The sequence below is a fragment of the Mycobacterium sp. genome (assembly GCF_035633495.1).
In the GTDB taxonomy this organism is placed as follows: Bacteria; Actinomycetota; Actinomycetes; order Mycobacteriales; family Mycobacteriaceae; genus Mycobacterium.
Genome location: NZ_DASQEU010000159.1, coordinates 28,619 through 53,871 on the forward strand (window position 1 = coordinate 28,619; position 25,253 = coordinate 53,871).

A 25,253-nucleotide genomic window follows, 5' to 3' on the forward strand; every position below is an offset into this window, starting at 1 on the left:
GGTGGGGCGCATCGGTGGACCGGTCGGCCGGCGCGCGCCGGCTACGGCGTGTCGCTCGGCAAAGAAGAAGGGCAGCCCCTTACGGAGCTGCCCTGAAGTCCCGCGGACTTCATTCCTCGAAGCGGCGGCGGAACCTATCCTCCATGCGACTGGAGAACGAGTTGTTGCCCTTGGCACGCTTCTGCCGAGCGGAACCCGGCTCAGGAGCGGCACCGTCGCGGCCACCCGCCACCCTCGGACCCGTGATCGCGAACACCACGCCGCCGAACATCAGGATGAAGCCGAAAACGCTCAGAATCGGAAACCCGCTGATCTGAGTGGCGCGGAAGGCGACGCCGCATATCAGTAGCGCAAGGCCGACGATGAAGACGACCGCCCCTTGGAGTCGCCGCCGGGCCGATGGTGCCCGCAGGTTCCCGCCGCGCACGCTCGACGCGAACTTGGGATCCTCGGCATAAAGTGCGCTCTCGATCTGGTCGAGCATGCGCTGCTCATGATCGGAGAGTGGCATCCGTGCCTCCCATGTTGCGTCCCTGCTGCGCCCGCGAAACCGCGGCCGTGCCTTCGAATTCCGTACGCCCGCGTTTTGCGGGGCACCTGAACCACATGATACGAGCAGAATCCGACCCGTACCACCTTGTTCGCATCTCGATTGTAGTTGGTGGCCCGCCGGTGGCGAGATACTGCATCGCTGACCGGATAATGACGTCGACTCGGCAATAGCGCGAAGGGCACCAAAAGGTTGGCCACGTTCCTCATCGACCTGTCACCCGGCGACATGCAGCGACGCCTCGGGGACGCACTGGGCATCTACGTCGACGCGATGCGATATCCCCGCGGCACCGAGGATCAGCGCGCCTCGATGTGGCTGGAGCACACCCGCAGGAGGGGTTGGACGGCGGTCGCAGCCGTCGAGGCTCCGAACGATTCCGCAGATGACCAGGACGGACCGGCGTTGAGCGCTGCCCGCATGCTGGGCGTGGCCTACGGGTACTGCGGCGCGCCGGATCAGTGGTGGCAACAGCAGGTGGTGCAGGGTCTGGAGCGAGGCGGCGCAGGCACGGCAAGCATCGCAGAGCTGATGACCAGTTACTTCGAGCTCACCGAGCTGCACATTCACCCCGAGGCGCAGGGTCGCGGCCTCGGCGAGGCGCTCACCCGGCGTCTGCTGTCCGGACGTCGGGAACCCCACGTGCTGCTCTCGACGCCCGAGAGCAACGGAGAGGCCAACCGCGCCTGGCGGCTGTACCGACGGCTGGGGTTCACCGACGTCATCCGTGGTTATCACTTCGCGGGAGACCCGAGGCCGTTCGCCATCCTCGGCCGCGAACTGCCGCTGTAGGACGTGCCGGTCTGGCACCATATCGGGGTGCCACCCCGCCGCAAGCGCCTGCTCGCCCTGCTGTTGCTGGTGCTCATCGCGCCCATGATCGCCGGGTGCGTCCGGGTACGCGCGTCCATCACGGTGTCGCCAGACGACAGGGTGTCGGGCCAGATCATCGCAGCGGCCAAGCAGAAGAACGACGACGACAAGGGCCCCCAGCTGCTCAACAGCCTGCCCTTCGGCAACAAGGTGTCGGTCTCGTCCTACGCCCGCGACGACTATGTCGGCTCCCAGGCCGTGTTCTCCGACCTCACGTTCGCCGAGCTGCCGCAACTCGCGAACATGAACCGCGACGCCGCCGGCGTCGACATCTCGCTGCGTCGGGCCGGCGACCTCGTCATCCTCGAGGGCCGCGCCGACCTCACCTTGCTCAACGACCCCGACGCCGACGTGTCGCTCAACGTGGCCTTCCCCGGTGACGTCACGTCCACCAACGGCGACCAGGTCTCCTCGGACGTCGTCCAGTGGACGCTCAAACCGGGCGTCGTCAGCACGATGAACGCCCAGGCCCGCTACACCGACCCCAGCGCGCGGTCGTTCACCGGTGCAGCAATCTGGCTGGGTATCGCCGCCTTCTTGGTCGCCGGGATCATCGGGGGCGTCGCCTGGAGGAGCCGCGACCGCAGCCCCGTCATACCCAACCCGCACGAGCCACGCTGACGCCTGCGGTGCCCTGACTTGCTCCCAACCCGTCCGCACGCTCTAGGCTGAAGGCACTTTGGGGTAGTGAAAGGGGCCAGTGCTGAGCGTGGAGTCTGCCGCGGCACCGTCGGCCATGGAGTTGGTGGGCGCCGTAACCGAACGACTGCGGGAGTATCTCCGCGCTCGTCGACGCGACGCCGCATACATCGGTGATCACTACGCCGAGATGACGGCCGCACTCGAGGAGTTCGTCCTGCGCGGCGGCAAACGCCTGCGTCCCGCGTTCGCCTACTGGGGGTGGCGGGCCGTCGCGCCCGCCGGTCGCGCCGCCGACTCGGACGTGCTGCTCCTGTGCTCGGCACTGGAGTTGCTGCACGCGTGCGCGCTGGTGCACGACGACGTCATCGACGCCTCCGCCACTCGGCGCGGACTGCCGACGGTGCACCGACTGTTCGCCGACCGGCACCGGAAGCGGAACTGGCACGGCTCGTCCGAACAGTTCGGCTTGTCGACGGCCATCCTGCTCGGTGACCTCTCGTTGGTGTGGGCGGACGACATCATCACCTCGGCCGATCTGCCGCCCGACGCCCACCGCCGCGTCCAACGGGTTTGGGCCGACATCCGGACCGAGGTTCTCGGCGGCCAGTACCTCGACATCGTCGCCGAGGCCAGCGGTGCGGAGACGGTGGAGTCGGCGATGAACGTCAACACCTACAAGACCGCCTCCTACACGGTGTCGCGGCCGCTGCAGCTCGGCGCGGCGGCAGCGGCCGACCGACCCGAGATGCAGGCAACCTTCCACGCCATGGGTACGGACCTCGGCGTGGCGTTTCAGCTGCGCGACGACGTACTCGGCGTGTTCGGCGACCCCGCGGTCACCGGGAAGCCCTCGGGCGACGACCTGAGATCGGGCAAGCGCACCGTGTTGCTCGCCGAGGCCGTCGAGCGGGCCGACCAAACAGATCCCTTGGCGGCCAAGCTGTTGCGCACGTCGATCGGCACCGACCTGTCCAACGCGCAGGTGCGGGAACTGTGTCAGGTCATCGAATCGGTCGGTGCGCTCGCCGCGGTGGAGGACCGCATCGAACTCCTCACCGGACAGGCCCTGGCCCTGCTCGACGCAGCGCCCATCGACGTCACCGCCAAGGTCGGTCTGGCCGAGCTCGCCAGATTGGCGTCGAACCGGTCCGCCTGAGGCGAATGACGACTCCGACCCCCGCCCCGACTGCCCCGCGACAACCGAGAACCGGACTCGCCCAGCACGTCTCGCGACTGACCGCATTTGCCGCGTCGCAGGACGGCCGACCTGCCCTTCTCGGTTGCCTCGGCGCCGTATTGATCACCCTGGGCGGCCTCGGTGCGGGCAGCACCCGACTGCACGACCCCGTGCTCGAGTCGATTCAACTGTCGTGGCTGCGCTTCGGCCACGGCCTGGTGGTCTCCTCGGTGCTGCTGTGGGGTGGCGTCGCGGCCATGCTGGTGGCCTGGCTCTGGCTCGGTCGACGGGTCGTCGACCGCACCGCCACCAAGTACACGATGCTCGCGACGACGGGCTTCTGGCTGACCCCGCTGCTGCCGAGCGTGCCCGTGTTCAGTCGCGACACGTATTCCTATCTCGCGCAGGGCGCACTGCTGCGCGACGGTTTCGACCCGTACGTCGTCGGTCCCATCGAGAACCCCAACCCGCTGCTCGACGACGTGAGTCCGATCTGGACCACGACCACTGCTCCTTACGGCCCCGTGTTCATCCTGGTGGCGAAGTTCGTCACGATGGTGGTCGGCGACCACGTCATCGCGGGCACCATGCTGCTCCGGCTGTGCATGCTGCCGGGCCTGGTCATGCTGATCTGGGCGGCACCGCGAATCGCGCGCCACGTGGGAGCCAGCGGGCCTGCCGCACTTTGGATCTGCGTTCTCAACCCGCTGGTGATCATCCACCTGATGGGTGGCGTCCACAACGAGATGCTGATGGTCGGCCTGATGATGGCTGCCATCGCCCTGACCCTGCAGGACAGACCCGTCTGGGGCGTCGGCCTCATCGCGATCGCGGTCGCGGTCAAGGCGACGGCGGGAATCGCACTGCCCTTCATGGTGTGGATGTGGATGCGCCGATTGCGGGACGAACGCGGCCTCGGGTCGGTGCGCGCCTTCGGCATCGCCACGGCGGCGTCGGCGCTGATCTTCGTCGTGGTGTTCGCCGTCCTGTCCTGGCTTGCCGGCGTCGGACTCGGTTGGCTCACCGCGCTCGCCGGTTCGGTCAAGATCATCAACTGGCTCACGGTGCCCACCGCGGCGGCCAACCTCGTCAATGCGGTCGGTGGCCTGTTCCTGCCGGTGAACTTCTACGCCGTACTCGAGGTCACCCGGATCATCGGCATCGCCGTCATCGCCATCTCACTTCCCTTGCTGTGGTGGCGGTTCCGGCACGACGACCGTGAGGCATTGACGGGGATCGCGCTGGCGATGCTCGTCGTGGTGCTGTTCGTGCCCGCGGCGCTGCCGTGGTACTACACGTGGCCGCTGGCCGTGCTGTCGGCGCTGGCGCAGAGCAGGCAGGCGATCGCGGTGATCGCCGGCTTCTCGACGTGGATCATGGTGATCTTCAAACCCGATGGGTCACATGGCATGTATTCGTGGCTGCACGTCGCGCTGGCCACCGCGTGCGCAGTGGCGGCGTGGTACTCGCTGGCGAAGGCCCCGACCCCGGAGACGTCCGAAGCCGAGAAGGCGCAGAACGCTCAGTAGGCCATCGCCTGGGCGCGGCGCACCACCTCGCGCGCCTGGTGCGAGTGCAGCGCGTCGACCGGCCGGGCGTTGGGCTGGGCTTCTCCCAACCCGTCCCGGCTGATGGTGAGCGAGGCGTCGGGCGTGAACAGCCATCGCACGATCTCGGTGTCGTGGTATCCGCCGTCGTGCAGAACCACCAGGAGGCCCGACAAACTCTTGACGACGTGCCCGCTGTCGTCGAAGAAGATCTTCGGCACCACCAGAACCCCGTCGCGACGCACCCCGATGAGGTGCTTCTGCCGGAGATGCTGGTGCACCTTGGTCACCGGGATGCCGAGGATGGACGCCACGGCGGGTAGGTCGTAGACGGCTTCGTCGGGGTCCAGAACGTCGTCGGCAGCCGGAATGTTGCTCACGGGACCGAGTCTAAGATGCACGCGTGGGTACCAGTCAACGATCGGACCCGCTCGTCGGCATCGTCTTGGACGGGCGCTACCGCGTGGACGCCATCATCGCCACCGGAGGCATGTCCTCCGTGTACCGCGGACTCGACCTACGGCTGGACCGACCGGTGGCTCTCAAGGTCATGGATTCACGCTATGCGGGCGACCAGCAGTTCCTCGTCCGGTTCCAGCGCGAAGCACGCGCGGTGGCCCGCCTCAAGGACCCCGGCCTCGTCGCCGTCTATGACCAGGGCATCGACGACCAGCACCCGTTCCTGGTCATGGAGCTCATCGAGGGTGGCACGCTGCGCGAACTGCTCGCCGAACGCGGCCCGATGCCACCCCACGCCGTCGCCGCCGTGCTGTCGCCGATCCTCGGCGGTCTCGGCGCGGCGCACCGGGCGGGCCTGGTCCACCGCGACGTCAAGCCGGAGAACGTGTTGATCTCCGACGACGGCGAGGTCAAGATCGCGGACTTCGGTCTGGTCCGAGCCGTCGCCGAGGCCAAGATCACCTCGACCAGTGTGATCCTTGGCACTGCGGCCTACCTGTCACCAGAACAGGTGGGCACGGGTGACGCAGGACCGGAGAGCGACGTCTACGGCGTGGGCATCCTCGCCTACGAATTGCTTACCGGCACCACACCGTTCACGGGCGACAGCGCCCTCACGGTCGCGTACCAGCGGATGGACAACGACGTACCCCCGCCCGGCGCCGCGATCGCGGGCGTACCGCCGCAGTTCGACCAGCTGGTGTCGCGGGCGACGAGGCGAAGTCCCGGCGACCGGTACGCCGACGCGGGGGCCATGGGCGCCGAATTGCACACGATCGTCGACGAACTCGGCCTCCCGCCGTTCCGCGTGCCCGCACCGCGAAATTCGGCGCAGCACGTGGCGTCGGAGGAGTACCACAGCCGCATTCAGCAGGACGACCACACCACCCAGACCACCGCTCCGCCGACGCCACCGCGGCAGCACACCAGGGAGATGACGCGCGGAACCGACGACTGGGAGCCGATTCGGCCCGAAAGCCGTTCCGCACCAGGCCAGTTCGCCGGTATCGACATCGATGAGCTGGAGTGGGCCAGGCAACGCAGTCGACGCATCGTGCTGTTCTGGCTGGTGGCCATCCTCACGCTCACCGCGCTGGTGGCCGCCGGCGCGTGGACCCTTGGCAGCCACGTGCAGGGCCTGATCTAGTCCCGCAGCATCTCCGCGACGAGGAACGCCAGTTCCAGCGACTGCTGTGTGTTGAGCCGCGGGTCGCATGCCGTCTCGTAGCGGCCAGCCAGGTCGGAGTCCGAAATGTCTTGTGCCCCACCAAGACACTCGGTGACGTTCTCGCCGGTGATCTCGACGTGAATGCCACCGGGATGGGTGCCAAGCGAGCGGTGCACCTCGAAGAAGCCCTGGACTTCGTCGACGATGCGATCGAAGTGACGAGTCTTGTAGCCGGTCGACGACTCGTGGGTGTTTCCGTGCATCGGATCGCACTGCCAGATCACCTGATGTCCGGTAGCCTGCACCTTCTCGATGATCGGCGGCAGCAGGTCGCGCACCTTGCCGTTGCCCAGCCTGCTGACCAGCGTCAGGCGACCGGGCTGATTGTGCGGATCGAGCCGTTCGACGTACTCGACGGCCAGTTCCGGCGTCATGCTCGGACCGATCTTCACGCCGATCGGGTTGGAGATCACCTCGGCGAAGGCCACGTGCGCGCCGTCGAGCTGACGGGTGCGGTCGCCGATCCAGACGTAGTGCGCCGACAGGTCGTACAGCTTGGGCGTGCCGTCCTCGTCGGAGAGCCGCAGCATCGCGCGCTCGTAATCGAGCACCAGCGCTTCGTGGCTGGCGTAGATCTCCGCGGTCTGCAGGTTGCGATCGTTGACCCCACACGCGCTCATGAACCGCAGCGCACGGTCGATCTCGGCGGCCAGCGCCTCGTACCGGGCGCCCGCGGGCGAGGTACGGACGAATTCCCGGTTCCAGTCGTGCACCGACTCCAGCGACGCCAACCCCGACGACGTCAGGGCCCGCACCAGGTTCATGGCCGCACTGGCGTTGGCGTAGGCCCGCACCAGACGTGAGGCATCGTGGGCGCGGACCGATGCGTCGGGCGCGAACCCGTTGATCATGTCGCCGCGGTAGGACTTCAGCCCCAGCGCGTCGATGTCGGCGGAGCGCGGCTTGGCGTACTGACCCGCGATGCGGGCGACTTTGACCACCGGCATGCTCGCGCCGTAGGTCAGCACCACGGCCATCTGCAGTAGCGTGCGGATGTTGGCGCGGATGTGCGGCTCGGTGTTGTCGACGAACGTTTCGGCGCAATCGCCGCCCTGCAGCAGGAATGCCTCGCCACGCGCGACGTCGGCGAGGTGGCCCTTGAGCCGCTCGATCTCCGAGGGCACGGTCACCGGCGGCACGCTCTCCAGCACCGTCCGCATCGCCTTGGCCTGGTCGGCGGGCCAGCTGGGTTGTTGGGCGGCTGGCTTGGCCAGGGCAGCATCGAGCCGCTCGCGAAGGTCGTGCGATAGCGGCGGAAGCTCCGGCAGCTGGTCGATGGGTACGTCGACGGTCCAGTTCACCCGTCCATGGTAACCGCGCACGGATGCGGGTCTCGCCACCCGTGCCCGCCCATACCCGCAGTTCAGGCGCGTGCCGCCCAGGCCCCGTCGTCATCCTCGTCGGTGAGGTGCGCCGTCATGAGCCGGAACCTGGTCATGTTGTGTCGGGCGTCCACGAGCGCGTCGTGTGCGTCACGGGGTCGCGGGGGCATGCGCGGGGAACCCCGCTCCTCCCAGAACTGGTGCAGCTCCCTGGTGAACCTGGGGATCGCGGGCGGCAGGTCGGTCATCGGCCCCCAGAGCTGACAGAGCACGACGTGGTCGTAGGCGCCCACCCACGCCCAGAGTTCGATCGTCTCGTCACCGTCGATCTCGAAGAAGTCCTCGAGGTCCGACCGGATCTGTCGCCGGGACCGCCACAGTTTCGACGACGGCGACGGAAGCTTCGGCAGCACGTGCTTGCGCACCCAGGCGCCGGCCCGGTCGGGGTCGAATTCCGTTGATATCGCGTAGTATTCGCGACCGTCTTCGGCTGCCACCCCGATCGAGATCAGTTCGATGGTGCGGCCGTTGTCGATGAACTCGGTGTCGTAGAAGTACTTCATCCGGCCGCTTCCGTGGTCGCGGCGACCGGCGCCGGCGCCGGATGGATCTCCCGGTCGAGCTGAGCCTCGACCTCGTGATCGTCGGGGAAGTGCGGCTCGCCCGCGACGACATGCTGCAGCCACAGCTTGGCCTGGACGACGGGACGCCGCTGTCGACGCTCCCGCTCCATGGCGCGGTGCATCTTCTTCGGCCGCTTTCCGTAACGCCACCGCGCCCAGGGCGCGTGGGGGCGCGACAGCCTCATCGCGCCGATGATCAGGAGCGGGGTGATGAACATCCCGACCAGACCCGTCCACACCTTGCCCTTGAGGAGCACCACCACCGCGAGGCCGAGGGTGATGAGGGCGACTCCCACGACGGTGGCGCGGGCCAGCAGCGTCTGGTCCTCGCGCCAGATGTCGATGTCGAAGAAGGACAGCGGGTTGAAGCCGAGGATCAACAGCCCCGCCACGGCGATGGCCGCGAACACCGCGTCCACGGACGTCCGACCGTCTTCGGACCAGTACACGTCCTCGAGGTGCAGGATCAGGGCGAACTCATCGAGCACCAGGGCGGCGCCCATCCCGAAGAAGATTGCGGCCGCGGTGAATTCGGGCACGCCCCCGTCGACCGCGAGGGTCACCATCGTCACCCCGGACACCATGACGAGGATGACGCCGATGATCGCGTGGTGGATGTGGACGGTGCCGTGCCCGATATTGCGTGGCTGCCACCACTTGGGCGGCGTGTCGTTGTCGGCGCTGTGACGGATGTATCGGACGATCGTTCGGGTCACCAGAAACGTCAGCAGGAACGAGATCAGGCACCACAGCAGGGGCAATCGACCCGGCGGGATCGCCAAGTCGAGTCCGAAGTCGAACTTCCAATCGTCGAACACGGGCAAAACTTACGCCGACCAGCGCGCGTCGTGGACAGGATGGTCCCCGACGCGCCGACGGGCACCGATACTCTTGTCCGCGAGATGAGAATTCGGCAGCTCCCCAGCGGGACGTGGTGGCCAACCGTGGCATGGCGCCTGTTTCAGCTGCTAGTGATCGCCGGGGTGATCGCCGCGGGCCGTCAACTGCTGGCCACCACCCCGTACCGCATCGACATCGACGTCTACCGGATGGGCGGCCGGGCGTGGCTCGACGGCGCGTCGCTCTACAGCGACGGTGTGCTCTTCCACACCGAAGCGGGCCTGAATCTGCCGTTCACCTACCCGCCGCTCGCGGCCGCCGTCTTCTCCCCCTTCGCGTGGCTGTCGCTGGACGCAGCGAGTGCGACGATCACCGTCATCACCTTGTTGTTGCTGCTGGTCACCACGATGATCGTGCTCACCCGCCTGAGGGTGTGGGAGCGGTCGGCGGTGATCTCGGGAGCGGCGTGGCGCAGGAGATGCTGGCTGGCAGCGGCGATCGTCGCCCCGGCCGTGGTCTACCTGGAGCCCATCAGGTCCAACTTCGAGTTCGGCCAGATCAACGTCGTCCTGATGACCCTGGTGATCGCCGATTGCGTGCCGCGCAAGACTCCGTGGCCGCGGGGGCTGCTCCTCGGTTTGGCCATCGCGCTCAAGCTGACGCCCGCCGTGTTCCTGCTGTACTTCCTGCTGCGTCGGGACACCCGGGCCCTGTTGACGAGCGTGGCCTCCGCCATCCTGGCGACGGCGGTCGGGTTCCTGGTGGCCGCGCGCGACTCCTGGCAATACTGGACCGAGACGGTGCGTGACACCGATCGGATCGGCACCGCCACGTATCTCACCAACCAAAACATCGCAGGCACCCTGGCCCGCCTCGGCCTGGGCGAGACGCCGCGCTTCGTGATCTGGCTGCTCGCCTGCTTCGCCGTGCTGGGATTGACGGTGTGGGCGGTGCGCCGCGTGCTGCGCTCGGGCGACCAGTCCGTGCTCGCGCTGATCTGCGTCGCGATGTTCGGTTTGGTGGTGTCGCCAGTGTCGTGGTCGCACCACTGGGTGTGGGCGCTCCCCGCCGTTCTGGTGACGGGCGTGCTCGCGGTGCGCCACCGCAGCATTGCGATGGGCATGGTAAGCGCCACCGGAGTGCTCCTGACGTACTTTGCGCCGATCCACCTGATGACCGAACACCAGGAGACGTCCGCGGCGCTCTGGCGCCAGCTGCTCGGCGGCTCCTACGTCTGGTGGGCGCTTGCTCTCATCGTCGTCGCGGGGGCCGTCACCCTCCGGGGGCGGGACGGCACGCAGGTGATCAGTGACGCCGCGCCCGCGCACGCCTCGGGTTAACCCGCAGCAGCCGTGGGGATGCGCGCAGGCGGCTTGCAGTCCGACTCGTCGGCGCCACCCTCCAGCGCCTCCTTCACGTCCGCGGCGTACAGGTCGACGTACTCCTGGCCGGAGAGCTGCATCAGCTCGTACATCACCTCGTCGATGACGGCGCGTTCGATGAACCGGTTGCCCGCCAGACCTTCGAACCGGGTGAAGTCCATGGGCTTGCCGAACCGGACCTCGACCCGTCCGAACCGCCACATCTTGGACCCGGGCGGATTGACGGCGTCGGTGCCGACCATCGCCACCGGGATCACGGGAACGCCGGTTTCCAGCGCCAGCCGGGCGATACCCGTCTTGCCCTTGTAGAGGCGTCCATCTGGCGAGCGGGTGCCCTCGGGGTACATCCCGAGCACCTTGCCCTGGCCCAGGATGCGCCCCGCGGTGGCCAGCGCGGCGAGGGCGGCGTCGGCGTCGGTTCGGTCGATGGGCACCTGGCCGGCGGCGCTGTAGAACCAGCGGGTGAACCAGCCCTTGATGCCGGTGCCGGTGAAGTACTCGGCCTTGGCCAGGTAGGTGATTCTGCGCCGAACCACCAGGCACTTGTAGAAGCTGTCGGCGACCGCGAGGTGGTTACTGGCCAGGATGACGGCACCGGAACTCGGAACATGCTCCAGCCCTTGCACTTTCGGGCGGCCCAGCAATTGCAGCAGGGGGCCCATGAAGATGTACTTTAACAGCCAATACCACATCGAGCCTCCCGCGGCGGGCGCCCGGACGGAGCCCTGCGACAACTGTACCCAGTAGCCGCTCAGTCCTCGACGGTGACGGGGATGTGCTGATAGCGGCCGGGTCCGGGCGACGGCGGATCGCCGTCGGGTCCCGGGCCGTCCGGTCCCGACGGGTCTGTCGGCGGTGCCGGCGCGGCGGGTCCGCCTGCGTCGTCCGAATCCATGGCATCGGTCATCGCGCGGACGACGGCCAACAGGGCGACGCTGTGCTCGGCGATCACGGTCAGCAGCGGGTGCCGCTCACCGGTCACCAACGCGGCCAGGGCGCACACCGGGCACCAGACCTGTTCGCACTTGCCCTCACTGCCCGAGGCGGCGCGGGCGGCGGCCAGCCTCACGGCAGGGTCGAGGCGGTCCATGATCGACTGCGCCAACTGCCGCAGCTCGGTGGGTATGTCGGTGTGGGACTCACTCACGCCGGCCACACCTCCGGGTTGGGTCGAAAACGTACCGTCAGTTCGCTGCCGCGCAGCTGCGCGTCCACCACGGTGCATCTCCGCAGCACGGACGCCAACCGAACCCGGCGGCGCGTGCCTCCGGCGCCGATGATCAGGTCGTCGTCGACCCGGCCCAGCGCCAAGGCGCCCGGATCGACGTGCGGCAACTCTAGCCGCATCCGGTACACCGCTTCGAGCCCGGATCCGGATTCGCGGTCGACCACCGGCCGCACGGGTCCCGGCGGCGCCGAGCCCTCCCGCTGCCTGGCGCTGTCGAGTAGCTCGGCGAGCGCCTTCGGCCCGATCGGTTCCCCCGCCAGATGCGGGACGAGCACCAGCTTGACGTCACCGATCGTCGCGTTCACCTCGTCGAGGACGACGCGCTGCTCGGCGATCCGCTCGGTGTACCAGTCGAACGCCGGATGCTCGGGCAGGTTCCGATACTCGAACGAGTCATCCTGCACCAGAATCTGATTGACGATGAGTTCGTCGACCGATACCCCCATCAGCGCGAGCGAGCCCAGCGTACGGGCCGCCTCGGCGGCCACCACCCGCTCGGCGGTGAGCACGAGGTGCGCGCTCACGCGCGAGGAGTCGGTGAGCAGCTCACCGAGGCGATCGGTGGCCGCGGTGATCCGTTCCAGCAGCTCGACGACCCCCGACGAGGTGGCGTCACTGGCGGCCAGTGACAGCCTGCGGTGCCGCGGCCACGCCCGCTCGAGATAGAGGCCGAAGGTGGCGGGGAGGGTGAGCATGCGCATGGCATCCGCCGTGGACGCGCAGTCGACGACGACGTGATCCCACCGACCCGACGCGGCCAGCTCACCGACCTCGTCGAGCCCCAACACCTCCTGGATTCCCGGCAGTGCCGAAAGCTCTTCGGGAGCAACGTCTCCGAGATCGGACTCCGGAAAGCGGGCGGCGAGTACACCCGCCACCTGCCGCCACCGCTGTTCCAGTAGCGCCAGGGTGTCCAAGGCGAGGGCGTCGAGGAACCCTCCGCCTGCGTCGAATTCGTCGGCGAGGACCCTCGACGGGTTTCGCTCGCCCGTCGGGACCACGCTGGTACCCAACACGTCGCCCGTGGAGTGGGCCTGGTCGGTCGACACGATGAGCACACGCAGGCCGTTGCGCGCATCACGCACCGCAGTGGCCGTCGCCAGCGTGGACTTGCCCACTCCACCCTTGCCGACGAAGAGGCTGATCCTGGCGCTGCCGGTTGCGGGAGGTTCGACCGGGTCGCTGCTCTCAGTCAGCCTCGACTCGTTTCTTGAGATCCTTCAGTGCGGTGTCGGTGAGCCTGCGCTCGGCCTTGCGTTTGAGCAGACCGATCATCGGAATGACCAGGTCGACCGACAACTCATAGGTCACGTCGGTACCAGAACCCTTTGGAGACAACAGGTATGCCCCGTCTAGCGCCCTCAACAAGGAACTGGACACCAACGACCACTTCACCGAGGCGTAGTCGGGCGGCCAAGTGTAGGCCAACACCATGGTGTCCTTGAGCACGGCGGCGTCCAGTACCAGGCGAGCCGTCTTTGGATAACCCTCGTCGTCGGTCTCGAGGACCTCGGTCTCCTTGTACTCCGCCACCCAGTCCGGATACGAGCCGATGTCGGCGATGACGTCCATCACCGTCGACGGATCGGCGTCGATGTAGATCGTCTGCGCAGTCTTGTCCGCCACGTGATCTCTTCCCCGGGTCGCTCGTGCGCTGCTGGACTGACGTCCTTCGCACAGAAATGTACCCGCATCAATTGCCCTGAGGCTTGTTGCATACCCGTGGTTGGCTCGCTCACGCCAGCCGGGACACTCCGACCTTGCGCGACTCCTCGAGCGTCTGCTTGACCTCGAACGCCATCCTCTTGCCTGCCACGCGGCGCTGATGGTTCGCCTTGGCGAGGTTCATCTTGGCCAACTGCCAGGCCGCCACCCCCGAAGGTTCGGCATGCATGAAGTAGTGCAGGATCACGCCGTCGAAGGACGCCTCCAACCAGATCTCCATCGTGCCGGTGAGCGCACCCGTTACGGTCCAGCGCTGCCCCGCGGGACCCCTGTCCTCGACGACCGACAGCCGTAGGTCGGGCCACCAACGGCGCCAACTCGCGGGGTCCGCGACTGCCCTGCCCACGTCGGCCGGGTCTGCGCACACGAACGTCTCGTCCGCGACCTGGATGCTGTTCATCGCCCACCACCTTCACACATGCGCCCACGCCGGTCTTCGGCGGCCGACTACGCTGGATCGACAAAGTACCCGTCCGAGAGGGCCAAGATCGTGCGCGAGTTCAGTGTCCCCGTAGCGTTCAACGTCGGCGAGCACGACACCGTCGTCAGCTCCGTGTTCTCCCACGAGGCCGACGATCCCGACCAGGTCGTCATCCAGCGCCTCGTCGGCGGATCGTGGACCGACGTGACGTGTGCCCAGGTCGCCGACCAAGTGCGTTCGACCGCACTGGGTTTGATTGCCGAGGGCGTCGAGCCGGGCGACCGGGTGGCGATCCTGTCGGCGACGCGCTACGAGTGGCCCATCATCGACTTCGCGATCCTGTCCATCGGCGCGGTCACCGTTCCGATCTACGAGACCAGCTCGGCCGAGCAGGTGCGGTTCGTGCTGTCCGACTCGGGAGCGGTCGCGGCGTTCGCCGAGACCGAGGAGCACTTTCAGAAGATCGAGCAGCTGAAGGCCGAACTGCCCGATCTGCGCCACGTGTATCGCATCGACGGCACGGGTCCGGCCGCCCTCGACGAGCTCGCGCGGATCGGCAAGGGCACGGCGCCGGAATCTGTCCGGGAGCGACTCGAGGCCATCAAGTCCGCGGACGTCGCGACGCTCGTCTACACCTCGGGCACCACCGGCAAGCCCAAGGGCTGCCAGCTGACGCACTCGAACCTTCTGCACGAGATGCGCGGCGCCAAGGCATGTTTCCCGGCGCTGCTGGACAAGGGCGAGAAGCTCCTGGTGTTCCTCCCACTGGCCCACGTGCTGGCCCGCGCCATCACGATCGCGGCATTCAGCAACAAGGTCACGCTCGGGTTCACCAGCGACGTCAAGAACCTGGTGCCCACACTCGGGGTGTTCAAGCCGACGCTGGTGGTCTCGGTGCCCCGCGTGTTCGAGAAGGTCTACAACACGGCCGAGCAGAACGCCAATGACGGCGGCAAGGCCAAGATCTTCACCGCCGCCGCCAACACCGCGATCGAGTGGAGCCAGGCCCAGGCCACCGGTGGTGCGGGCCTGCTGCTGAAGCTCAAGCACGCGCTCTTCGACCGGCTGGTCTACGGAAAGCTACGGGCGGCACTGGGCGGCAACTGCCACGCCGCAATCTCCGGCGGTGCGCCGCTGGGCGCCCGACTCGGGCACTTCTACCGCGGCGTCGGCCTGACCATCTACGAGGGCTACGGCCTGACCGAGACCAGCGCGGCCATCACCGTCAACCGCGTGCGCGACGTGAAGGTCGGCTCAGTCGGAAAGTTGTTGCCGGGCAACAGCATGCGCCTGGGCGGCGACGGCGAACTCCTCGTCACCGGCGGTGTCGTGTTCAGCGGTTACTGGCACAACCAGACCGAGACCGACGCGGCGTTCACCGACGGCTGGTTCCACACGGGCGATCTCGGAGCGATCGACGACGAGGGCTTTCTCACCATCGTGGGCCGCAAGAAGGAGATCATCGTGACGGCGGGCGGCAAGAACGTCGCCCCAGCGCTGCTCGAGGATCGGCTGCGGGCGCATCCGTTGATCAGTCAGGCCATGGCCGTCGGCGACGCGCAACCGTTCATCGCGGCCCTAGTCACCATCGACCCCGAGGCCTTCCCCGGTTGGAAGCAGCGCAATGGCAAGGACGCGTCGGCCACCGTCGGCGATCTCGCCGAGGATCCCGATCTGCTCGCAGAGATCGACCTGGCCGTCAAGGATGCCAACCAGGCGGTGTCGCATGCCGAGTCGATTCGCAAGTTCCGCATCCTGCCCGTCGACTTCACCGAGGACACCGGCGAGCTGACCCCCACGTTGAAGGTCAAGCGCAAGGTGGTCGCCGAGAAGTTCGCCAGCGACATCGACGCCCTCTACGCCAAGGCCGGGCACTAACCGGCAAGCAGTTCCGAGAGGCGCTCCGCCTTGAACCGCCACTGGCAGTTGTCGACGACCCACTGTCGACCCGCGCTGCCCATCGCCGCGGCACGGTCTGGGTTCCCCAGCAGGTCTCCGACGGCGGCGGCGATCGCTCCGACGTCCCAGCCGTCGACCACCAGACCGGTCTCCCCGTCGACGACGGCCTCCGGTGCGCCGCCGGACCTGCCCGCGACGACCGGCACGCCCATCGCCGACGCCTCCAGGTAGACGATGCCGAAGCCCTCGACGTCGAGCCCGGAGCCACGGGTGCGGCAGGGCATCGCGAAGACGTCGGCCATCGCGTGGTGGGCAGGCAACTCGCCGGCAGGCACTCCCTCGGTGAAGACCACGTGCTCGGCGACGCCGAACCCGTAGGCGAGGCGGCGAAGGTCGTCCCGGTAGGGCCCACCGCCGACGATGACGAGGGTTGCCCCGGACACGCGCTGGCGGATCGCGGGCAGCGCCCGGATGAGCATGTCCTGCCCCTTGCGTCGCACCAGTCGCGAAACGCACACGACGACGGGGCGGTCGCCCAGCCCGTACCGGGCCCGCAGTTCGGCCCTGGCCACCGAGTCGGGCTCGAAGAAGTCCGTGTCGACCCCGGGGGCGAGGTGTTCCAGTGCGGCGGCAGGCCCGAACGCGGCGGCGAACCGGCTGCGGGTGTACTGGCTGATGAACGTGACGACGTCGGTGTCGTTTCCGATGCGCCGCAATGCCGTTCGCGCCACCGGAAGCATCGACCAGCCCACCTCGTGCCCGTGCGTGCTGGCGATCACCCGCTTCGCCCCGGCCTCCCGTGCCAGCGGTGACAGCAGCGCGAGGGGCGCGGCGGCGCCGAACCACACCGTGTCGATGTCGTGGCCGTTGATCAGCCTTCGCATCCGCAGCGCCACCGAGGGCTCCGGAATCATCAACGTCGTCGGGTGACGCACGACCTCGACGCCGGTGGCGCGGGCCCGCTCGTCGTAGTCACCGTCGCCCTCCCACTTCGGCGCGTACACCACCAGCGAGTGCCGACCGGCCTTGACGAGTTCCGCGACCAGATTCTCGAGATAGGACTGGATGCCTCCGCGACGCGGCGGAAAGTCATTCGTCACCAGCAGGACTCGGGCCATCGCGGAAGGCTATCCGCTGAGCCAGGCGCGCCACGCCGCGAGCACCTGGGGGGTGTCCGCGCCGAGGGTGTCCTCGATGGCGGTCGCCTGGTCGGGATGGCCGGTTCCGCATGCGGTGACGTAGAGCCTGCGCAGCGTCTCGGCGCCGTAGCGGCTCGCGACGAACCGACTGAACCACCACGCCCTGTCGTAGGCCAGCGATCGGACCGCGCCCGGAGTTTCCAGGTCGGCGTCCGTCGGAAGCTGCGCCAGTTCGGCGGCCCGCTCGGATCCGGGCATCGGTGTCGGTGGCCTGCCGACGAAGTCCGCGACGCCCTCGGTGAGCCAGCGCGGTGCGTCAGCCGCCGTACGTCCACGGGCGGCGTAGTGAAAGAGCTCGTGGCGTAGGACTATTCGCAGGGAGGCATCGCTCATCGAGCTCGCTCCGGGCGCGAAGACGATCCGCTGCCCCGTCGTCGCGGCGGCGATGTCCGGCTCACCGGCCGCGAGTGCGCGGAACTCCTCATCGGTGCGGGTGAGCACCACGACGACGTTGCGTTGCCAGTCGTCGCCCCAGAACGCCGTGACCGCGTCCGCGGCGCCGTCGAGTTCACCCCAGACCCGGCTCTCGAGATCGGCCGTGTGGGCTCCCCCGAGCGCCATCAGCGAGACGGTGCGGCCGTCGCCAAGGGTGAGTGGGTCGGTCGGCGTCGTCGGCACGTCGAGCGAGGCGTGCGTGGCGGTGGGCGGGCCTTGTTCCGGGTGTCGCGCATCGCCGAGCGGACTCGCGATCAGCACCACGGCGGCGGCCAACTCGGCCAGCAGCAGCAGGCCGACTAGCGGCCGCTCAGTAACGACGGACGTTGTGAATCGGCGCATTGCCCACCGGGGCGACCCGCACCGGTGTGCCGTACGTCGAGGCGTGCACCATCATCCCGTCGCCGATGTAGATGCCCACGTGCGAGGCGTCCGAGTAGTAGGTGACGAGGTCGCCGGGCTGCATCTGGTCCATCGACACCGGCTGCCCACCCTGCGCCAGTGCCTGGCTGGAGTGCGGGAGGTTGACGCCGGCCTGGCCGAAGGCCCACATGACGAGGCCCGAGCAGTCGAACGCACCTGGGCCCGCCGCGCCCCAGGAATAGGGCGAACCGATCCGGGTCAGCGCAGCCTGTACGGCGACCATGCCCTCTCCGTCGGCAGGAAGAGCGGGGACGGCACCCTCGGGTGGCGCCAAGTCACCGGGGTTGATGCCGCCGGGCGCGGCAGCGAGTACGTCGGCGCCGGCGGGAGGCGGCGGGGCATCCGGTGCGGGCGCGGGCGGAGCGGGCGGAATCGCGGCCAGGGCCTCGCGCTGAGCCGGAGTCAGTGCCGTGTATTGCGACTTGACGATGGCCATCTGCACTTGCAGTTTGCTTTGCTTGGATTGCAGGTCCGCGCGCACCGCTGCGGCCTGCTCGGCGGCGGTCTTGGCGTCGGCAGCCGAATTAGCGGACTCCAACTCGGCCTTGTTAGCCAGCACGCTGCTGCTCTTGAAATTCTGCATCTGCACCGACATCTCGGTGGCCATCACGCGCTGCACTGCCAGTTGATCGATGAGGCCCTGTGGCGAACTGGCGGTCAACATCGCGTCCAGCCCGTCGGTGCGACCACCCATGTACTGAGCCGCAGCAACCCTGTCGACCGACATCTGGAAGGTTGCCAATTGCGCCTTGGTCGTGTCGGCGGCGGCGAGGTCCGCGGCATGCTTCCGCTCGGCCGCCTGCTGCGCTTGCTGCTTGTTGCCGAGATCCAGCTCGGCGCTGTGCATCGCCTCGGTGGTCTGCTCGGCCCGTCGAGAGAGCTCGTTGAGCTTTGCCAACGCATCGTCTGCAGGGTCCGCCTGCGAACTTCCCGCGAGCACACCGCCAAAGACCATCAGCCCTGCTATGGCACCAACAATCGGTCGCCGAAGACCACGTGTGCTCCGGTGCATGGCGTCAAACCTCAAGATTTCGCGTCCTTCAAACTGCCGTAAGCGAGCCGCTCGAACTGCGTTAGGTCTCAGATAGGTTACGAAACGGCATCGGGGTTGTCCAACAGAGGACGCAAACTTAACAGGCGCGACGGGAATTTTTCGCTGCCCGCGGCTGTCGGCGTCGCTAGGCAACGCCGTCGGCGCGCCTCCGGTGAATCGGAACCAACCGTAGCCGAGGCGCCAATCCGGCGTCTGCGAGCACCTCTAGCGCTCGGCGCTCATCCGCCAGCAACGTCTCGGGAACGCCGAGTAAAACACTGACGACACAGTCCTTGCACCCGTGTCCGCGCACCGCGCAGTCGTCACAGTCGATGTGCAGGGTCCCGGCGTCCGACCCCGACGGTTCTGGCAGGTCCGGTCCTGTCTCTGCTCGAGTCATGGCCGCACTCCTCTCATTCGAGTCATGGCGCACGTTAACGACGACCACCGACAAGCTCGGAGACGCGAATGACATCGATGTGAGCAGGTGTCGGTCGGGGGGCCTACGGTCCCAGCCATGGGCCAGTTGAGCTTCGGCGACGTCGATGCGGTCTTCGATGGGCTGCCCGACGGGCTGGCCGACGTCTCGTTGCGCGACACGACCTTCGTCATCGTCGACCTGGAGACCACCGGCGGCCGGGCCCGGGGCGACGAGAATGGCGAGGGTTACGACGCGATCACGGAGATCGGCGCGGTCAAGGTGCGCGGTGGCGAGGTGCTCGGCGAGCTCGCCACCCTGGTGGACCCCGGTCGCTCGATCCCCCCGCAGATCGTCACGCTCACCGGCATCACGACGGCCATGGTGTGCAATGCCCCAACCATCGACTCCGTGCTGCCGGCTTTCCTGGAGTTCTCGGGCGGCGCGGTGCTGGTGGCCCACAACGCCGGGTTCGACGTGGGCTTCCTGCGCGCCGCTGCCGAACGCCTGCAGCTGCCGTGGAAGCGACCTCCCGTGCTGTGCACCGTGAAGCTGGCACGCCGGGTGCTGACCCGTGACGAAGCCCCAAGCGTCCGACTGTCGGCGCTGGCGCAGCTGTTCGGCGCGAGCACCAGGCCGACGCACCGTGCCCTGGACGACGCGCGCGCCACCGTCGACGTGCTGCACGCGCTCATCGAACGCGTCGGCAACCAGGGCATCCAGACCTACGCCGACCTCCGTTCCTATCTGCCCGACGTGACGCCCGCCCAGCGACGCAACCGACATCTGGCCACCGGACTGCCCAGGCGACCCGGCGTGTACATGTTCCGTGGCCCCTCCGACGAGGTGCTGTACGTAGGCACCGCCGTCGACCTGAGGCGTCGCGTCGGGCAGTACTTCACCGGCGCGGACCCGCGCACCCGCATGAAGGAGATGGCGTCGCTCACCACGCGGGTCGACCACGTCGAGTGCGCGCACGAACTCGAGGCGGGCGTGCGCGAGCTGAGGCTGCTCGCCGCGCACGCTCCCCCGTACAACCGGCGATCGAAGTTCCCGCACCGGTGGTGGTGGGTGGTGCTGACCGATGAGGCCTTCCCCAGGTTCTCGGTGGTCCGGTCGCCCACTCACGACCGGGCGATCGGCCCGTTCCGCGCTCGCGCCGACGCCGTCGAGACCGCCGCGCTGCTGGCCCGCTTCACCGGGGTGCGGACCTGCACCACCCGGCTGGCCCGTTCGGCGCTCCACGGGCCGGCCTGCCCCGAAGTCGAGCTGTCTCCGTGCCCGGCCGCACGCGACGTGCCGGCGGCCGTCTATGCCGCCGCCCCCGCACGGGCAGCCGATCTCATCGCGGGAGCGGACGACTCGGCGCTGTCGGAGGCACTCGCCCACATCGGCCTGTTGGCGGCGCGCGGCAAGTACGAAACCGCCGCACGGTTCCGCGATCACACCGCCACCGCGATCGACACCGTCTGGCGGGGCCAACGACTACACGCCCTGGTCGCGGTCGACGAACTCGTCGCCGCCAGGCCGGACGGCGCAGGCGGCTGGCACCTCGCGATCGTCAGGAGCGGTCAGCTCGCGGCCGCGGGCAACGCGCGTCGGGGAGTGCCTCCGATGCCGGTCGTCGACGCGATATGCGCTGCGGCACAGTCGATTCTGCCCGCTGAAGCGCATCTGGGCGGCGCCTTCGTGGAGGAGACCGCCCTCATTGCGCGCTGGCTGACCCAGCCGGGGGTACGCATCGTGCGCGCCGAGACGGCCTCCGGAATCGGCTATGCCACGCCGGTGGCCGCCGCGGGCAGGCACGCAGCGTGGGCGGCGACGGCGCGTTCCGCGCGAATCGCAGCCAGGCAGACCGAGGCGTCAGAGCTGATGAGTGAACCGCACCCAACGCGCGAGCAGCTCTTCGGCCGCCCCCGAGTCGATCGCCTCGGCGGCCCGCGCGAGGCCGGCCTCCCACGCAGGCACCCATTTGGCGTCACTGGATAGCCCGGCGTAAGCCACCATGGCGCCCGCGGCGTTCAGGATCACCGCGTCGCGGACGGCGCCCTTGTCGCCACCGAACACCTCGCGGACCGACGCGGCGTTGGCCTCGGCGTCGCCACCCGTCAACTCGCTCAGATGGGCGCGGTCGAAGCCGAAGGCGCCCGGGTCGAACGTCAACCGCTCGACGGTGCCCGCCTGTACGCGCCAGATGGTGCTCGTCGTGGTCGTGGTCAATTCGTCGAGGCCGTCGTCGCCATGCACCACCAGCACACTGGAACCGCGCGTGGCGAACACGCCTGCCATCACCTCGGCGAGGTCGCCCCACGCGCATCCGATGAGACCCGCCCGCGGCGCCGCCGGATTCGTCAGCGGCCCAAGGAGATTGAAGACGGTGGGGACGCCGATTTCGCGACGCACCGCCGAGGCGTGCCGGTACGACGGGTGGAACTGAGGGGCGAACGCGAAGCCGATGCCGACTTCGGCGACGCACCGCGCCACGTCGTCCGGACCCAGGTCGATGCGCACGCCGAGGGCTTCGAGCGTGTCGGCGCCGCCCGACAGCGACGACGCCGCCCGGTTGCCGTGCTTGACGACGGGCACGCCGCTCGCCGCCACCACGATCGAGGCCATCGTGGACAGATTCACCGTGTTGGCACCGTCACCGCCGGTGCCGACCACGTCCACGGCCGCCGTTCCGATGACGTCGGTCGGCACCCGGCGCGCGTGCCGGAGCATCGTGTCGGCGAGTTCCTTCACCTCCGCCGAGGTGGGGCCCTTCATCTTGATCGAGACCGCGAATCCGGCGATCTGAGCCGGCGTCGCCGCACCGGTCATGATCTGGTCCATGGCCCACCCCGCTTGCCCACCTTCGAGCGTGCGCCCGGTAGTCAGGCGGCCGAGAATCTGCGGCCAGGTCGTCGAATCCTCGGATGTCACGAATTGATTATTACGAATGTCGTGCCCCGGGTGGAGTTCAACAACTACAAAGCGTCATACTTCTTGATGTGACGAGTGCTGTAGGGACGTCGGGAACCGCGATCACTGCGCGTGTGCATTCGCTGAACCGTCCCAACATGGTAAGTGTCGGCACCATCGTGTGGCTTTCCAGCGAGTTGATGTTCTTTGCTGGACTGTTCGCGATGTACTTCACCGCGCGGGCGCAAGCCGCAGGTGACTGGCCACCATCGCCCACTGAGCTGAACCTGGTGCAGGCGGTGCCGGTCACGCTGGTGCTGATCGCCTCCTCGTTCACTTGCCAGATGGGTGTCTTCGCCGCCGAGCGCGGTGACGTCTTCGGACTGCGCCGCTGGTACCTGCTGACCTTCTTCATGGGCGCGTTCTTCGTCGCCGGTCAGGGCTACGAGTATTACCACCTCGTCACCACCGGGACCACGATTCCCGGCAGCGCCTACGGGTCGGTCTTCTACCTGGCGACCGGATTCCACGGCCTCCACGTCATCGGCGGTCTCATCGCCTTTCTTTTCCTGCTGGCGCGCACGCGCATGAGCAAGTTCACCCCGGCGCAAGCCACCGCTGCGATCGTCGTGTCCTACTACTGGCACTTCGTCGACATCGTGTGGATCGCGCTGTTCGCCGTCATCTACTTCGTTCGATGAGTTCCACGGACACGCCGCCGCCCAAACGGCCGATGAGAAGGGGTTCGATGAGCAGCAAGTCTCGCCGTCGGCTACGCCGACGTGTGTCGGCAGCACTTCTGCTGCTGACCGGACTTCTCGTGGCAGGTGGCATCGCGGCCACCCTGACGCCCAAGCCGCAGGTAGCCGTGGCCGATGAGTCGAGCCTGGCACTGTTGCGCACGGGCAAGCAGCTCTTTGAGACGGCTTGCGTGACGTGCCACGGCGCCAACCTTCAGGGCGTTCCCGATCGCGGACCGAGCCTGATCGGCACCGGCGAGGCGGCGGTCTACTTCCAGGTGGGCACCGGTCGCATGCCTGCGGTGCGCGGCGAGGCCCAGGCCCAGCGCAAGGACCCGGTCTTCGACGAGCACCAGGTCGATGCGATCGGCGCATACGTGCAAGCCACCGGCGGCGGACCCGTCACCCCCCGCGACGCCAACGGCGCCGTGGCCGACAGCAGTCTGATCGGCAACGACGTCGCCCGCGGCGGCGACCTGTTCCGGCTCAACTGCGCGTCGTGCCACAACTTCACCGGCAAGGGTGGTGCCTTGTCCTCGGGCAAGTACGCGCCGCCTCTCGACCAGGCCACCCCTGCGCAGATCTACACGGCGATGCTCACCGGCCCGCAGAACATGCCGAAGTTCTCCGACCGCCAACTCAGCCCGGAGGAAAAGCACGACATCGTCGCGTACGTCCGCATGGCCTCCAATACGCCCGACCCGGGCGGCTACGGCCTGGGCGGCTTCGGCCCCGCGCCTGAAGGCATGGCGGCTTGGATCATCGGGATGGTCGCCGTCATCGGCGCCGCTATGTGGGTGGGATCGCGCGCATGAGCGACGACGTGAAGGGCACTGACACTCCGGGCCAGGCCGGGGTTCCCGGTCAACCAACCGACGCCGAACTGGCGAAGATGTCGCGTGAGGAACTCGTCGCGCTCGGCGGCAGGATGGACGGCGTCGAGACCGTCTTCATGGAGGCGCGCTGGCCCATCGAGGGCACCAAGGCCGAGAAGCGGGCCGAGCGCACGGTGGCCTACTGGCTTCTGTTCGGCGGCTTCCTGGGGCTGGCACTGCTTCTGGTGTTCCTGTTCTGGCCGTGGGAGTACCAGCCGTACGGCTCCGCCGGCGAGATCGTGTACAGCCTGGCCACCCCGCTGTACGGGCTGACGTTCGGACTGTCGGTCCTGGCGATCGGGATCGGCGCGGTGCTCTTCCAGAAGAAGTTCATCCCCGAGGAGATCTCGATCCAGGACCGCCACGACGGCGCCTCCCCCGAGATCCAGCGCAGGACCGCGGCGGCCAACCTCACCGACGCGCTGGAGGGCTCGACCCTCAAGCGCCGCAAGCTGATCGGCTTGTCGCTCGGCATAGGGCTCGGCGCCTTCGGACTGGGCACTGCCGTGGCGTTCATCGGCGGCATCATCAAGAACCCGTGGAAGCCCGTGGTCCCGACGGCCGAAGGCAAGAAGGCCGTGTTGTGGACGTCCGGTTGGACCCCGCGGTTCAACGGTGAGACCATCTACATGGCACGCGCCACCGGCCAGCCCGGCAGCTCACCGTTCGTCAGGATGCGCCCGGAGGACATCGACGCCGGAGGCATGGAGACGGTGTTCCCGTGGCGGGCGTCCGACGGTGACGGCTCCACGTTCGAGTCTCACGAGCTGCTCACCGAGATCGCCATGGGCGTGCGAAACCCGGTCATGCTGATCCGTATCCGGCCCGAGGACATGAAACGGGCCGTCAAGCGCCAGGGCCAGGAGAGCTTCAACTTCGGCGACCTGTTCGCCTTCACCAAGGTGTGCTCGCACCTGGGTTGCCCCTCCTCGCTGTTCGAACAGCAGACCTACCGCATCCTCTGCCCGTGCCACCAGTCGCAGTTCGACGCGCTGCACTTCGCGAGGCCCATCTTCGGCCCGGCGGCCCGCGCCTTGGCACAGCTACCGATCACCATCGACAAGGATGGGTATCTGGTGGCAAACGGAGACTTCATCGAACCCGTCGGACCGGCATTCTGGGAGCGAACATCATGAGTCCCAAACTCGCTGACTTGGCAGCAGATCAAGGCAATGCGATCGATTCGCGGTATCACCCGTCTGCGGCGGTGCGGCGTCAGCTGAACAAGGTGTTCCCGACGCACTGGTCGTTCCTGCTCGGGGAGATCGCGCTGTACAGCTTCATCGTGCTGCTGCTCACCGGGGTGTACCTGA

At 68.0% G+C, this 25,253-nt stretch carries 25 protein-coding genes and 2 pseudogenes; 12 read left to right on the forward strand and 15 right to left on the reverse strand.

All coding sequences use genetic code 11. The features are described from left to right. Positions 1–109: 109 nt before the first annotated feature. The gene (locus VET27_RS23705; RefSeq protein ID WP_526522086.1) at positions 110–511 is read right to left on the reverse strand and encodes an SCO2097 family morphological protein; all 402 of its coding nucleotides are present in this window, start codon (positions 509–511) and stop codon (positions 110–112) included. A 231-nt stretch (positions 512–742) separates the two neighbouring features. On the opposite strand from VET27_RS23705, the gene VET27_RS23710 reads away from it, so the two are divergent. The 4 genes from VET27_RS23710 (at position 743) to VET27_RS23725 (ending at position 4,771) form a co-directional block, all read left to right on the forward strand. After that, positions 743–1,342: a GNAT family N-acetyltransferase gene (locus VET27_RS23710; protein WP_526522088.1), complete on the forward strand. Its 600-nt coding sequence runs from the start codon at positions 743–745 to the stop codon at positions 1,340–1,342. Positions 1,343–1,426: 84 nt separating this feature from the next. Continuing rightward, positions 1,427–2,044, forward strand: coding sequence for an LppM family (lipo)protein (locus VET27_RS23715; RefSeq protein WP_526522137.1), 618 nt, complete (start codon positions 1,427–1,429; stop codon positions 2,042–2,044). A gap of 115 nt (positions 2,045–2,159) precedes the next feature. Beyond that, positions 2,160–3,221: a bifunctional (2E,6E)-farnesyl/geranyl diphosphate synthase gene (gene idsA2, locus VET27_RS23720; RefSeq protein WP_526522139.1), complete on the forward strand. Its 1,062-nt coding sequence runs from the start codon at positions 2,160–2,162 to the stop codon at positions 3,219–3,221. 5 nt (positions 3,222–3,226) lie between these two features. After that, positions 3,227–4,771 carry an alpha-(1->6)-mannopyranosyltransferase A gene (locus VET27_RS23725; protein WP_526522090.1) on the forward strand — a complete coding sequence of 515 codons (1,545 nt, stop codon included), beginning with the start codon at positions 3,227–3,229 and terminating at the stop codon, positions 4,769–4,771. On the opposite strand, the gene VET27_RS23730 is transcribed toward VET27_RS23725, so the two are convergent. Continuing rightward, positions 4,765–5,169, reverse strand: coding sequence for an Rv2175c family DNA-binding protein (locus VET27_RS23730; RefSeq protein ID WP_526522092.1), 405 nt, complete (start codon positions 5,167–5,169; stop codon positions 4,765–4,767). The genes VET27_RS23725 and VET27_RS23730 overlap by 7 nt on opposite strands. 23 nt (positions 5,170–5,192) lie before the next feature. Here VET27_RS23730 and VET27_RS23735 point away from each other — a divergent pair, with 23 nt between their 5' ends. Then, entirely contained in the window at positions 5,193–6,395 is a 1,203-nt protein-coding gene (locus tag VET27_RS23735) for a protein kinase domain-containing protein (RefSeq protein ID WP_526522094.1), read from the forward strand. On the opposite strand, the gene VET27_RS23740 is transcribed toward VET27_RS23735, so the two are convergent. The 3 genes from VET27_RS23740 to VET27_RS23750 all read right to left on the reverse strand — a co-directional run bounded on the left by VET27_RS23740 (position 6,392) and on the right by VET27_RS23750 (position 9,239). Continuing rightward, on the reverse strand, positions 6,392–7,777 hold the full coding sequence (locus tag VET27_RS23740) for a class II 3-deoxy-7-phosphoheptulonate synthase (protein WP_526522096.1): 1,386 nt from the start codon (positions 7,775–7,777) through the stop codon (positions 6,392–6,394). The genes VET27_RS23735 and VET27_RS23740 overlap by 4 nt on opposite strands. A gap of 62 nt (positions 7,778–7,839) precedes the next feature. Continuing rightward, positions 7,840–8,361, reverse strand: coding sequence for a polyadenylate-specific 3'-exoribonuclease AS (locus tag VET27_RS23745; RefSeq protein WP_526522098.1), 522 nt, complete (start codon positions 8,359–8,361; stop codon positions 7,840–7,842). Then, the gene (locus VET27_RS23750; protein ID WP_526522100.1) at positions 8,358–9,239 is read right to left on the reverse strand and encodes a hypothetical protein; all 882 of its coding nucleotides are present in this window, start codon (positions 9,237–9,239) and stop codon (positions 8,358–8,360) included. The genes VET27_RS23745 and VET27_RS23750 overlap by 4 nt, the downstream gene beginning before the upstream one ends. 84 nt (positions 9,240–9,323) lie before the next feature. Between VET27_RS23750 and VET27_RS23755 the strand changes: the two genes are divergently transcribed. Continuing rightward, positions 9,324–10,601, forward strand: coding sequence for a glycosyltransferase 87 family protein (locus tag VET27_RS23755; protein WP_526522105.1), 1,278 nt, complete (start codon positions 9,324–9,326; stop codon positions 10,599–10,601). Here VET27_RS23755 and VET27_RS23760 read toward each other — a convergent pair. The 5 genes from VET27_RS23760 to VET27_RS23780 form a co-directional block, all read right to left on the reverse strand. Then, positions 10,598–11,335: a lysophospholipid acyltransferase family protein gene (locus VET27_RS23760; protein ID WP_526522107.1), complete on the reverse strand. Its 738-nt coding sequence runs from the start codon at positions 11,333–11,335 to the stop codon at positions 10,598–10,600. The two genes, VET27_RS23755 and VET27_RS23760, sit on opposite strands and share 4 nt — an antisense overlap. 59 nt (positions 11,336–11,394) lie before the next feature. Then, positions 11,395–11,790 (reverse strand): hypothetical protein, encoded by a 396-nt coding sequence (locus VET27_RS23765; RefSeq protein ID WP_526522109.1) that lies wholly within the window; start codon positions 11,788–11,790, stop codon positions 11,395–11,397. Next, on the reverse strand, positions 11,787–13,067 hold the full coding sequence (locus VET27_RS23770) for an ArsA family ATPase (RefSeq protein WP_526522141.1): 1,281 nt from the start codon (positions 13,065–13,067) through the stop codon (positions 11,787–11,789). Before VET27_RS23770 ends, VET27_RS23765 begins: the two co-directional genes overlap by 4 nt. Then, positions 13,060–13,497, reverse strand: a complete 438-nt coding sequence (locus tag VET27_RS23775) for an SRPBCC family protein (RefSeq protein ID WP_526522111.1) — start codon at positions 13,495–13,497, stop codon at positions 13,060–13,062. Before VET27_RS23775 ends, VET27_RS23770 begins: the two co-directional genes overlap by 8 nt. A 109-nt stretch (positions 13,498–13,606) precedes the next feature. After that, on the reverse strand, positions 13,607–13,996 hold the full coding sequence (locus tag VET27_RS23780) for a polyketide cyclase / dehydrase and lipid transport (RefSeq protein WP_526522113.1): 390 nt from the start codon (positions 13,994–13,996) through the stop codon (positions 13,607–13,609). A 90-nt stretch (positions 13,997–14,086) separates the two neighbouring features. On the opposite strand from VET27_RS23780, the gene VET27_RS23785 reads away from it, so the two are divergent. After that, positions 14,087–15,895 (forward strand): AMP-dependent synthetase/ligase, encoded by a 1,809-nt coding sequence (locus tag VET27_RS23785; protein WP_526522114.1) that lies wholly within the window; start codon positions 14,087–14,089, stop codon positions 15,893–15,895. Here VET27_RS23785 and VET27_RS23790 read toward each other — a convergent pair. The 4 genes from VET27_RS23790 to VET27_RS23805 all read right to left on the reverse strand — a co-directional run bounded on the left by VET27_RS23790 (position 15,892) and on the right by VET27_RS23805 (position 19,406). Then, the gene (locus tag VET27_RS23790; RefSeq protein ID WP_526522116.1) at positions 15,892–17,034 is read right to left on the reverse strand and encodes a glycosyltransferase family 4 protein; all 1,143 of its coding nucleotides are present in this window, start codon (positions 17,032–17,034) and stop codon (positions 15,892–15,894) included. The two genes, VET27_RS23785 and VET27_RS23790, sit on opposite strands and share 4 nt — an antisense overlap. A 9-nt stretch (positions 17,035–17,043) precedes the next feature. Beyond that, complete coding sequence (locus tag VET27_RS23795; protein WP_526522118.1) at positions 17,044–17,892, reverse strand: eCIS core domain-containing protein; 849 nt, start codon at positions 17,890–17,892, stop codon at positions 17,044–17,046. Beyond that, a complete protein-coding gene (ripC, locus tag VET27_RS23800; RefSeq protein ID WP_526522120.1) occupies positions 17,861–18,985 on the reverse strand; it encodes a peptidoglycan hydrolase RipC in 1,125 nt (374 codons plus the stop codon). The genes VET27_RS23795 and ripC overlap by 32 nt, the downstream gene beginning before the upstream one ends. A gap of 166 nt (positions 18,986–19,151) precedes the next feature. After that, positions 19,152–19,406, reverse strand: a complete 255-nt coding sequence (locus VET27_RS23805; RefSeq protein ID WP_526522122.1) for a hypothetical protein — start codon at positions 19,404–19,406, stop codon at positions 19,152–19,154. Between the two features lie 117 nt (positions 19,407–19,523). Here VET27_RS23805 and VET27_RS23810 point away from each other — a divergent pair. Further along, positions 19,524–21,350 (forward strand): annotated as a pseudogene (locus VET27_RS23810) (DEDD exonuclease domain-containing protein); the annotation flags it as partial. Here the strand turns inward: VET27_RS23810 and trpD are convergent. Beyond that, positions 21,288–22,346 carry an anthranilate phosphoribosyltransferase gene (trpD, locus tag VET27_RS23815; RefSeq protein ID WP_526522123.1) on the reverse strand — a complete coding sequence of 353 codons (1,059 nt, stop codon included), beginning with the start codon at positions 22,344–22,346 and terminating at the stop codon, positions 21,288–21,290. The pseudogene VET27_RS23810 and the gene trpD overlap by 63 nt on opposite strands. A gap of 68 nt (positions 22,347–22,414) precedes the next feature. Here trpD and ctaE point away from each other — a divergent pair, with 68 nt between their 5' ends. The 4 genes and pseudogenes from ctaE to VET27_RS23835 form a co-directional block, all read left to right on the forward strand. Further along, positions 22,415–23,026, forward strand: coding sequence for an aa3-type cytochrome oxidase subunit III (gene ctaE / locus VET27_RS23820; protein ID WP_526522125.1), 612 nt, complete (start codon positions 22,415–22,417; stop codon positions 23,024–23,026). 47 nt (positions 23,027–23,073) lie between these two features. Beyond that, complete coding sequence (qcrC, locus tag VET27_RS23825) at positions 23,074–23,880, forward strand: cytochrome bc1 complex diheme cytochrome c subunit (RefSeq protein WP_526522127.1); 807 nt, start codon at positions 23,074–23,076, stop codon at positions 23,878–23,880. Beyond that, positions 23,877–25,076: a cytochrome bc1 complex Rieske iron-sulfur subunit gene (gene qcrA, locus VET27_RS23830; protein WP_526522129.1), complete on the forward strand. Its 1,200-nt coding sequence runs from the start codon at positions 23,877–23,879 to the stop codon at positions 25,074–25,076. Before qcrC ends, qcrA begins: the two co-directional genes overlap by 4 nt. Next, positions 25,073–25,253, forward strand: a pseudogene (locus tag VET27_RS23835) (cytochrome bc1 complex cytochrome b subunit); the annotation flags it as partial. The gene qcrA and the pseudogene VET27_RS23835, both read left to right, overlap by 4 nt.